The organism is Lentzea indica (assembly GCF_012184385.1).
GTDB classification, from domain to species: domain Bacteria; phylum Actinomycetota; class Actinomycetes; order Mycobacteriales; family Pseudonocardiaceae; genus Lentzea; species Lentzea indica.
In genome coordinates, this window is record NZ_VSRL01000426.1 from 1 (window position 1) to 4,401 (window position 4,401).

The following is a 4,401-nucleotide window of genomic DNA, read 5'->3' on the forward strand; positions in this document are numbered from 1 at the left end:
GTCACGCCGGCGACCGAGCCAGGAGGAGGCGTACCGCCCTTGCCACCGGGAATCCCGACGCCGCCGGGCACGGTCGGGATTCCGGCGCCCTTGCCGCCGCCACCGGGCGTTCCTGGCGACTTGGCACCAGGAGAACCAGGGGTGGCGCCACCGATGACCGGCGGTGCCACGATGCCGGCGCCGCCAGGACCCTTCGGAATGCCGCCGGTCCCGACAGGTCCGGCACCGCCCTTGATGTTGGGCGTGGTCCCGACCGACGGTCCGCCGACGCCGCCCTTGGGCCCGCCGGTCCCGACAGGACCGCCGCCGCCCTTGATGTTGGGAGTGGTGCCGACCGATGGTCCGCCGGGCGTGTTCAGGCCGCCGGTCCCGAGGGGACCGCTGCCGCCCTTGATGTTCGGGGTGGTCGAGACCGAGGGGCCGCCAGGTGCCTTCGGTCCGCCTGTGCCGGGCCGGACCGGTGCCGCCCTTGATGTTCGGGTTCTGCAAGACCTTCGGCCCGCCCTGGGAGTTGAGCCCCGTGGCGCCGGTTCCGCCGCCGGCGATCGTCCCCGCCCCGGAGACCTTGGGCCCGCCCTGCGAGTTGAGGCCGAACCCGCCTCCGGTGCTGCCGGGTGGCGGCTTGGCGTTGGTGCTGGTGTCGAAGGACTTGAGGTTGCTGCTCTGGCTGGCGTCCGTGTTGACAGCCGTCTGGTGCGTGGCCTTGATGCCCGACTGGACGTCCGTGAACGCCTTGGCGCCCTTCTCGGCCTGAGCCACGGCGTTGTCGTTGGACGCGTTCAGCGCCGGCACCGCGAACAGGCCGATGGGGCCGAGCGCGTTACCGCTGAAGTTCAGGCCCCGCAGGCCGCTCGAGATGCTCGACAGCCGGGACCCCAGGTCGCCCGCCTTGTTCTGCAACCCCTGCATGGAGGAGTCGTTCATGGAGTAGCCGCTGTTGCCGGTGGGGCCTCCACCACCGGTTCCGGTGGGTGGTGGCGCCGAGGGGGACGGCGTCGGATTCGCTGCCGGGTTCGGCGGCGGTGCGGGATTGACGTTCCCCTTGGCCATGAGCGGCGATTCTCCAGTTACTGCGTCAGAACAAAGCGGGATCCGCGAGATCCCGGCTGTTGGCTGGACTTACTCTGTCGGCCTGGCGAGCCGCTCGTGAGCGACGGTCGGCCTGAGCGGCTGAGCCGCGGAGCCGCCGGCCTGACCGCCCGCTTCGTAGGCGACGGTCGGCCTGAGCGGCTCGCTCGCCATGAGCGGGTTCACAGCCTCGTAGGCGGGCTCGGCCTCGACGTAGGCTTCGCGCGGCTGCATCGGCTCGAGCGCCTCGTACGCATGGGACATCTGCGTCCGCGCCAGCGGCTCGTAGCCCGACGCCTGCTGCAGCGGCTCGGACGGGGTGTCGGCGCTGCTGTACATCTCGAGCGGCTGGACGGCCTGATGGACCGGCGTGCCCGTGCCCGAGGTCATGGAGACACCCGAGACCATGGTCGAGTCCGAAGCCGTCCTGGCGACCGCCTCGTGCATCGGCGTCGCCTCCGTCCGGGAGAACGCCATGGGCGCTTCTACCGCGCTCATCCTGTGCATCGGCTGCATGGGCTCGGCCACGTCCATCCGCCTGACAGCCTGCATCGGCTCCGCCGCTTCCATGCGGGTCGCCGCCTGCATCGGCCCAACGGCGTCCATCCGCCGGAGGGCCTGCATCGGCTCGGCTGCTTCCGTCAGCCTGACCGCCTGCGCAGCCTGCATGGGCTCGGCCGCCTCCGTCCGCCGGAGAGCCTGCATCGGCTCGGCCGCTTCCATCTGGGTGCGGGCGAGAGGTTCCGAGGCGACGCTCATGCGGGTCGCTGCGGTCGCCTGGGCCGACTCCATCTGGACCGTGCCCACACGGGCGTTGGCGAGCGTCGCCTCGCCGGTGGGCGCTCCACCGCCGCCACCCTGGCCGCCACCCGCCTGGTTGTTCTTGACCGCCTCGTCGATCTTCTTGTCGACGTCCTTCGCGGCCTTCACACCCTCGTAGGTGACCTCGGCGACGTCGGCGACGTTCTCGAAGCGCTCCCAGCCCTTGCTGATCTTGGCCATGATGTCGTCGAGGTCGCCGATGCGCTTCATCTGACGGCCGAGGGCGGCGACGACGCGGGCGACGCGGGACGCGATGTTCGTGCCCAGCGCGACCGCCTTGCCGACCGCGAAGCCGATGAAGGCCGGGATCGAGGCGCCGAAGGTCGGGATCATGGCGGCGGCGGCGAGCAGCGCGCCGCCGATCAGCGAACCGAGAAGCTGGGCGATCAGGTCGCGGACGATGTCGCGCAGCACCGTGACCAGCATGCCCATGACCGCGACGACCTTGGCCTTGGTCTCGACGGCGCTGGCGAGCTCGTCGAGCTCCTGGGCCATGCCGTCCATGCTCTTCTTGAACGCCTCGGACGACGCACCGGTCCAGCCGTCGAACGTCGCGAGGCCGTTCTTGTGGTCCTCGGCCAGCACTCGCAGCTCGGCCGCGCGTGCCTTGTTCGCCTCGACGTTCGCCTGGATCTCTTCCGGGTTGCCCATCAGCTGGTTCAGGGCGTCACGCAGGAAGCTCACGTGCTCGATCAGCCAGCCGATACCGGCGCCGATCAGGCTGCCGAGCGGGTCGATCGCCAGCATCACCGTGGCCGACGCCGCACCGATGGCGTTGAACGTGATGTCGAGAGCCTTCTCGGTCTCGGACTCCGCGTCCTTGCCGATGCCGTCGATCAGGCTGCCGTAGGCCTCGATGAACAGCGAGCCCTTGAGCTTGTTCTCCTCGGTGATCTTCATCCCCGGAGGAGAGGGGAGTGGAGTTTCAGGCGCGGTCATCGATCTTCCTCACCAGGGCTGGTTGTCGTCGTCGTCTTCGTCGGCCGCGCGACGCCGTGCGCGGACGGGCGGCGGCTGCGGAGCCGCCGCGGGCCGGCTCACCGGCGGGGGAGTCGGCGCGGGTGCCGGCTCGTCGTCGATCTCGTCGTAGGCGTCCGTCTCCTCGGCGTCCTCGTCGTCCGGGATCGCGTCCGCCACCATCTGCAACGCCTCGGTGCCCTCGCCGAGCGGCTTGAAGACCTCGAGGACCTTCTCCGCGGCCTGCTTCTGGGCGTGCCGCGCGGTCTCGAGGATCAGCGCGGTGAGCCGGGGCCCGCCCAGCTCCACCGCGCGGTGCCCGAGCACGAGGTTCTGCAGACCGCCGTTGGGGCCCACCGTCACCGTCACCGCGCCGTCCTTGGACGTCACGGTCGCGGAGGACGCGGCGAAGTTCTCCTGGAGGTCCTCCGACTTCTTCTTCAGGTCGGCCAGCTTGGCCTCGTACTCTTCGACCCACTGAGTGGGGTTCGCGGGGTTCACACGGTCCTCCGGCGGCGGCGGTTCAACTGCGACGCGCTATTTCACGCGAGCACAGCGTCGATTCGGGTGGCGATGCGGTCGTTGTCGGTCGGAGAGAGGCTCAGCCAGCCGTCCGAGTTGACCATCAGGTAGCGGCCCTGGTGCGTGTCGAACCAGTTGATCACGACGCCGGAGCGCTGCCGGCCGTGGGTGATGCCGAACTGGCCGCCCGCGACACGGTTGGCCGCGAGCTCACCGAACTGCTTCGCGTCCTGAGCGGACAGCCCGGCCTGCTGCAGCGCCTGCCGTTCGTCCATCTCGTCGGAGCCCCACAGCTCGTCGGAGTCGTCCTGCTCCTCCGCCTCCTGGAGCGCGATGGCGTCGTGCAACGACTCCACCCGCACGTTCACCGCCGTGCCGGGACCGGGCTCGCCGTCCGGCAGCACCCTGACGATCTCGCGGGCGATACCGGTCTCCCGGATCTCCAGCAGTCCCACCCGGTCGGCGTCGATGATCGCCAGCACGGCGCGCCTGCCGTTGGAGACTGCGAGCGCCCGCACGGTCCGGTCGAGACCCGCGACGGCGTCCACGGACACGTCGTGGTCGTCGAGCAGCCGCAGGTACTCCTCGAGCCTGGGGTTGTCCACCAGACCGCGCGTGGCCAGTTCGGCGAGCGTCTTCTCGCGCAGCACCTGGCGGTCCTGCTCGGTGTCGCCCTCGCTCGGCACGTCCAGCGGGTAGGGCATCCTGCCGAGCCTCAGCTCGTGCCACAGGACGTCGAACTCGCGCGGCGAGAGCAGGAACTCGGGCGTGATCACGACTGCTCCGGCCCCTTCTGCTTCTTGGGCTTGGCGCCGCCGATCACCGACGGGGGCAGGTTCTCACCGGGGACCTCGAACAGGTCGCCGCCCATGATGTAGCTGGCGGAACGGTGTTCCTTGTCGTCCTCGCCCTTGCCACCGCCGGGAGCGCCACCCATCGGCGCGCCTGCCATGCCGGCACCGGCGGCGGTCGCGCCACCAGGGCCCATCATGCCCATCGGCATGCCGGGACGGGCCTGGCCCTGCACACCCG

At 70.5% G+C, this 4,401-nt stretch carries 4 protein-coding genes and 1 pseudogene; 1 reads left to right on the plus strand and 4 read right to left on the minus strand.

Annotated elements, in window-relative coordinates; all coding sequences use genetic code 11:
- Positions 1 to 427: 427 nt before the first annotated feature.
- Positions 428 to 754, plus strand: coding sequence for a hypothetical protein (locus FXN61_RS51260; RefSeq protein WP_223165898.1), 327 nt, complete (start codon positions 428 to 430; stop codon positions 752 to 754).
- A 365-nt stretch (positions 755 to 1,119) separates the two neighbouring features.
- Here FXN61_RS51260 and FXN61_RS47605 read toward each other — a convergent pair whose 3' ends face one another.
- The 4 genes and pseudogenes from FXN61_RS47605 to FXN61_RS47620 form a co-directional block, all read right to left on the minus strand.
- The gene (locus FXN61_RS47605; protein ID WP_167980360.1) at positions 1,120 to 2,790 is read right to left on the minus strand and encodes a hypothetical protein; all 1,671 of its coding nucleotides are present in this window, start codon (positions 2,788 to 2,790) and stop codon (positions 1,120 to 1,122) included.
- 48 nt (positions 2,791 to 2,838) lie between these two features.
- On the minus strand, positions 2,839 to 3,348 hold the full coding sequence (locus FXN61_RS47610; protein WP_167980361.1) for a YbaB/EbfC family nucleoid-associated protein: 510 nt from the start codon (positions 3,346 to 3,348) through the stop codon (positions 2,839 to 2,841).
- A 41-nt stretch (positions 3,349 to 3,389) separates the two neighbouring features.
- Complete coding sequence (locus FXN61_RS47615; protein WP_167980362.1) at positions 3,390 to 4,145, minus strand: ESX secretion-associated protein EspG; 756 nt, start codon at positions 4,143 to 4,145, stop codon at positions 3,390 to 3,392.
- Positions 4,142 to 4,401 (minus strand): annotated as a pseudogene (locus tag FXN61_RS47620) (hypothetical protein); the annotation flags it as partial. The pseudogene FXN61_RS47620 and the gene FXN61_RS47615, both read right to left, overlap by 4 nt.